Source organism: Streptomyces sp. FH025, from assembly GCF_017427025.1.
In the GTDB taxonomy this organism is placed as follows: Bacteria; Actinomycetota; Actinomycetes; order Streptomycetales; family Streptomycetaceae; genus Kitasatospora.
On sequence record NZ_JAFLNG010000714.1, the window covers coordinates 1 to 3886 of the forward strand.

Consider the following 3886-nt stretch of genomic DNA (forward strand, 5'->3'; position numbering starts at 1 on the left):
GGCGCCGCCGCGCTCGGTGGTGGTGCCGGTGCTCTCGACGAAGCCGGGGACGGAGAGGACCTTGCGGTGGAAGTTGCCGGGGTGGAGCTTCTCGTCCCAGACGGCCTCGTAGACGGCGCGCAGCTCGGGGATGGTGAAGTCGTACGGGAGGAAGGCGGTGGCCAGCGGGCTGTACTCGATCTTGGCGCGCACCCTGTCGAGGCCGTCGGAGAGGATGCGGGCGTGGTCGAAGGCGAGCCCGATCGGGCGGGGGCCGGTGTGCCCGTCGACGCCACCCCCGTGGGTGTCGGCGGGCACACCGGCGGCTCGGGAGCGGCCGCTGGGCGGCGGGGCCAGGTCGAGGTCGGAGACCGGGTGCCAGGCTGCGGCCGCGGCGTCCGTCCCGGCCTGGGGGTCGGGCAGGTTCGGGGCGAAGGCGAGGTAGGCGACGGAGACGACGTGCATCCGCGGGTCCCGCTCGGGGGCGCCGTAGGTGCCGAGCTGTTCGAGGTGCAGGCGGCAGAGCGCGGCCTCGGCTCCGGAGCCCCGCAGGCCGGTCTCCTCGGCGAGTTCGCGGGCGGCGGCCTCGTCCAGGCTCTCCTCGCCGGCGCGCAGGAAGCCGCCGGGCAGCGCCCAGCAGCCCTGGTAGGGCGGGGCGCCGCGCTCGACCAGCAGCACGTGCAGGCTGCCCTGGCGCAAGGTCAGGGCGACCACGTCGACGGTGACGGCGATCGGGGCGTAGGCGCGCGGGTCGTACGCGGCGAGCCACTCCTGCTCGGCCGCGGGCCCGGTGACGGGGCCCGGGGACGGTTCGTCCACTGTCGTCACTGCCGGCTCCTCTCCGCGCTCGCCGGTGCACCCGCGGATGTCGTTCTCGGGCTGAGCACAACGTAGCGACCGCGTTCCTCGGCGGCAAACGGTTTTCCCGGTCGGCGAGGGTCTCCGGCTTCTAGGCTGTGACCTGGAACGACCCGCCCCCGAGGAGACCGAGATGCCCATTGCTCCCCCGTCGGACTTCGCCGCGGCCCTGGCGGTCGGCCCCCTGGTCCTGGACGGCGGGATGTCGAACCAGTTGGCCGCGGCCGGGCACGACCTGTCGGACGAGCTGTGGTCGGCACGTCTGCTGGCGGACGATCCGGAGGCGGTGGTCGCGGCGCACCGGGCGTACTTCGCGGCGGGCGCGGACGTCGCCATCACGGCGAGCTACCAGGCGAGTTTCGAGGGCTTCGCCCGGCGCGGGGTGGGTCGCGCGGAGGCCGCCCGGCTGCTGGCCGGCAGTGTGGAGCTGGCCCGGGAGGCGGCGCGGGCCGAGCCGGGCGGGCGGCGGCGCTGGGTGGCGGCCTCGGTGGGCCCGTACGGGGCGGTGCTGGCGGACGGTTCGGAGTACCGGGGCCGGTACGGGCTGAGCCGGGCGGAGCTGGCGGCCTTCCACCGGCCGCGGCTGGAGGTGCTGGCGGCGGCCCGGCCGGACGTGCTGGCGCTGGAGACGGTGCCCGACGCGGACGAGGCGCGGGTGCTGCTGGAGCTGGTGTGCGGACTGGGGGTGCCGGCCTGGCTGTCGTACAGCGTGGCGGGCGACCGGACCCGGGCCGGGCAGCCGCTGGAGGAGGCGTTCGCGCTGGCCGCGGAGGTGGACGAGGTACTGGCGGTGGGTGTCAACTGCTGCACGCCGCAGGACGCGGACCGGGCGGTGGCGGTGGCCGCCGAGGTGACCGGCAAGCCGGTGGTGGTGTACCCGAACAGCGGGGAGGTGTGGGACGCCGACCGCCGCGACTGGCGCGGGGAGCCGACCTTCCGCTCGGCCCGGGTGGGCGGCTGGCTGGCGGACGGGGCGCGGCTGGTCGGCGGCTGCTGCCGGGTCGGGACGGACGGGATCGCCGCGCTGGCGGCCGAGGTGGCCGTGCGGCGCGGGCCGCTGGGCGGCGTGGAGGGTTGGGGCGCGTTCTCGTCGGGCGGCGGCGCAGGTTAACAGCCAGCCGAGCGCGGGTTACCGAGGGGGAAGGTGCACGGACGGAGCAGGGCCTGGCAGACTCGTCCCGTCATCACTGCGGTCGACAATGTCGACCGCCTGTCAGCGCGGAGGTACCCATGCCCGGCCCGATCCAGTCGCTCTCCCGGGCCGCCGCGATCATGCGCCTGCTGGCCGGAGGTGAGCGCCGGCTGGGCCTGTCCGAGGTCGCGACGGCGCTGGACCTGGCCAAGGGCACAGCGCACGGCATCCTGCGCACGCTGCAGCAGGAGGGCTTCATCGAGCAGGATCCGGAGAGCGGCAAGTACCAGCTGGGCGCCGAGCTGCTGCGGCTGGGCCAGAGCTATCTGGACGTGCACGAGCTGCGGGCCCGGGCGCTGGTGTGGGCGGACGACCTGGCCCGGGCGGCCGGGGAGACGGTCTACCTGGGCGTGCTGCACCAGCAGGGCGTGCTGGTCGTGCACCACGTGTTCCGGCCCGACGACACCCGGCAGGTGCTGGAGGTGGGCTCGATGCAGCCGCTGCACAGCACCGCGCTGGGCAAGGTACTGGTGGCCTACGACCCGGTCGCGCGCGGCGAGTTGGGCGACGGGCCGTACGAGTCGTACACCCTGCGGACCCTGACCGAGGCGGCCGACGTGGACGCCGAGTGCGCGCTGATCCGCGAGCGCGGCTGGGCTGACTCGATCGAGGAGACCTGGGAGGGCGTGGCCTCGATCGGCGCGCTGATCCAGGACCGGCGGCGCAACCCGGTGGGCGCGGTGTGCGTCAACGGCCCGATCGAGCGGGTCTGCGAGGACGGCTTCGTGAAGCCCTCGCTGGTGGCCTCGGTGCGCAGCGCGGCGCGGGCGATCTCGCGCGACCTGGGCGCCGGGCGGTTCTGAGCGGGCGTCCCGGGCGGGTCCGGGGCACCTCGCGGCCGCTGGAACACTGCGGCGTTTTTTCGTCACGCTGAGGCGCGGACAGGCGGGAGGCCTGTCCGCGCCTTAGCGTTTTGTCCTGATTCCGGACGCTCCGCTGGGTAACTTCGGAGGACGGGTCGAGGGAAGGGTCACAGCTGCGTAACCCCGCCTTGACGTGGGGGCGACCCGGGGAGGAAGCTTCCGCATGACGGTCGACATTGTCGAACGATGGCCGGGAAGATCACTCCCACAGTGCGCTCACCCGCACAGCGATCGACCGGCCGCCCCCACCCGCACCTCCGGGCCATATGACAAGGGAGTCTTGTGTCCGCGTTCTCCAACGGCGACGTCTTCGTCGGCGAAACCCTCGGCACCGCCGCCCTGATACTCCTCGGCGGTGGCGTCTGCGCCGCTGTGACCCTCAAGAAGTCGAAGGCCGTCAACGCCGGCTGGCTGGCGATCACCTTCGGCTGGGGCTTCGCGGTCCTGGTCGCGGCCTACATGACCGGCGAGAAGTCCGGGGCCCACCTCAACCCGGCCGTCACCCTCGCGCTCGCGGTCAAGAGCGGCGACTGGAGCCAGGTGCCGCTCTACATCGGCTCCCAGATGCTCGGCGCGATGATCGGCGCCGTGATGGTCTGGCTCACCTACCTCGGCCAGTTCCAGGCCAACGAGGAGCCCACCCTCGGCATCTTCTCGACCGGGCCCGAGATCCGGAACCCGTTCCAGAACGTGATCACCGAGGTCATCGGCACCTTCGTGCTCTGCATGGGGGTCCTCACCCTCAGCCCGAAGCTCGGCGCCGGCGGCACCGCGGTCGTCGCGATCGTCGTGGTCAGCATCGGCCTGTCGCTCGGCGGCCCGACCGGCTACGCCATCAACCCGGCCCGTGACCTCGGCCCGCGCATCGTGCACTCGCTGCTGCCGATCCCGAACAAGGGCGGCTCCGACTGGTCGTACGCCTGGGTGCCGGTCGTCGGTCCGATCCTCGGCGGCCTCGCGGCCGGCGGCGTCTACAACGCCCTGTACTAGAAGA

General features: G+C 73.6%; 4 protein-coding genes. 3 read left to right on the forward strand and 1 reads right to left on the reverse strand.

Annotated features, from left to right (window positions below; all coding sequences use genetic code 11):
- A partial coding sequence (locus J0670_RS32580) for an NUDIX domain-containing protein (protein WP_307806797.1) occupies positions 1–798 on the reverse strand: 798 nt, incomplete at its 3' end.
- 172 nt (positions 799–970) lie between these two features.
- On the opposite strand from J0670_RS32580, the gene mmuM reads away from it, so the two are divergent.
- The 3 genes from mmuM to J0670_RS32595 all read left to right on the forward strand — a co-directional run bounded on the left by mmuM (position 971) and on the right by J0670_RS32595 (position 3882).
- Positions 971–1948 carry a homocysteine S-methyltransferase gene (gene mmuM, locus J0670_RS32585; protein WP_207815689.1) on the forward strand — a complete coding sequence of 326 codons (978 nt, stop codon included), beginning with the start codon at positions 971–973 and terminating at the stop codon, positions 1946–1948.
- Between the two features lie 119 nt (positions 1949–2067).
- Positions 2068–2832 carry an IclR family transcriptional regulator gene (locus J0670_RS32590; RefSeq protein ID WP_207815691.1) on the forward strand — a complete coding sequence of 255 codons (765 nt, stop codon included), beginning with the start codon at positions 2068–2070 and terminating at the stop codon, positions 2830–2832.
- A gap of 342 nt (positions 2833–3174) precedes the next feature.
- Positions 3175–3882, forward strand: a complete 708-nt coding sequence (locus J0670_RS32595) for an MIP/aquaporin family protein (RefSeq protein WP_207815693.1) — start codon at positions 3175–3177, stop codon at positions 3880–3882.
- The last annotated feature ends 4 nt before the right edge of the window (positions 3883–3886 follow it).

Coding starts and splice junctions, on each gene's coding strand:
- mmuM (WP_207815689.1), top strand. CDS start 971: ATGCCCATTGCTCCCCCGTCGGACTTCGCCGCGGCCCTGGCGGTCGGC.
- J0670_RS32590 (WP_207815691.1), top strand. CDS start 2,068: ATGCCCGGCCCGATCCAGTCGCTCTCCCGGGCCGCCGCGATCATGCGC.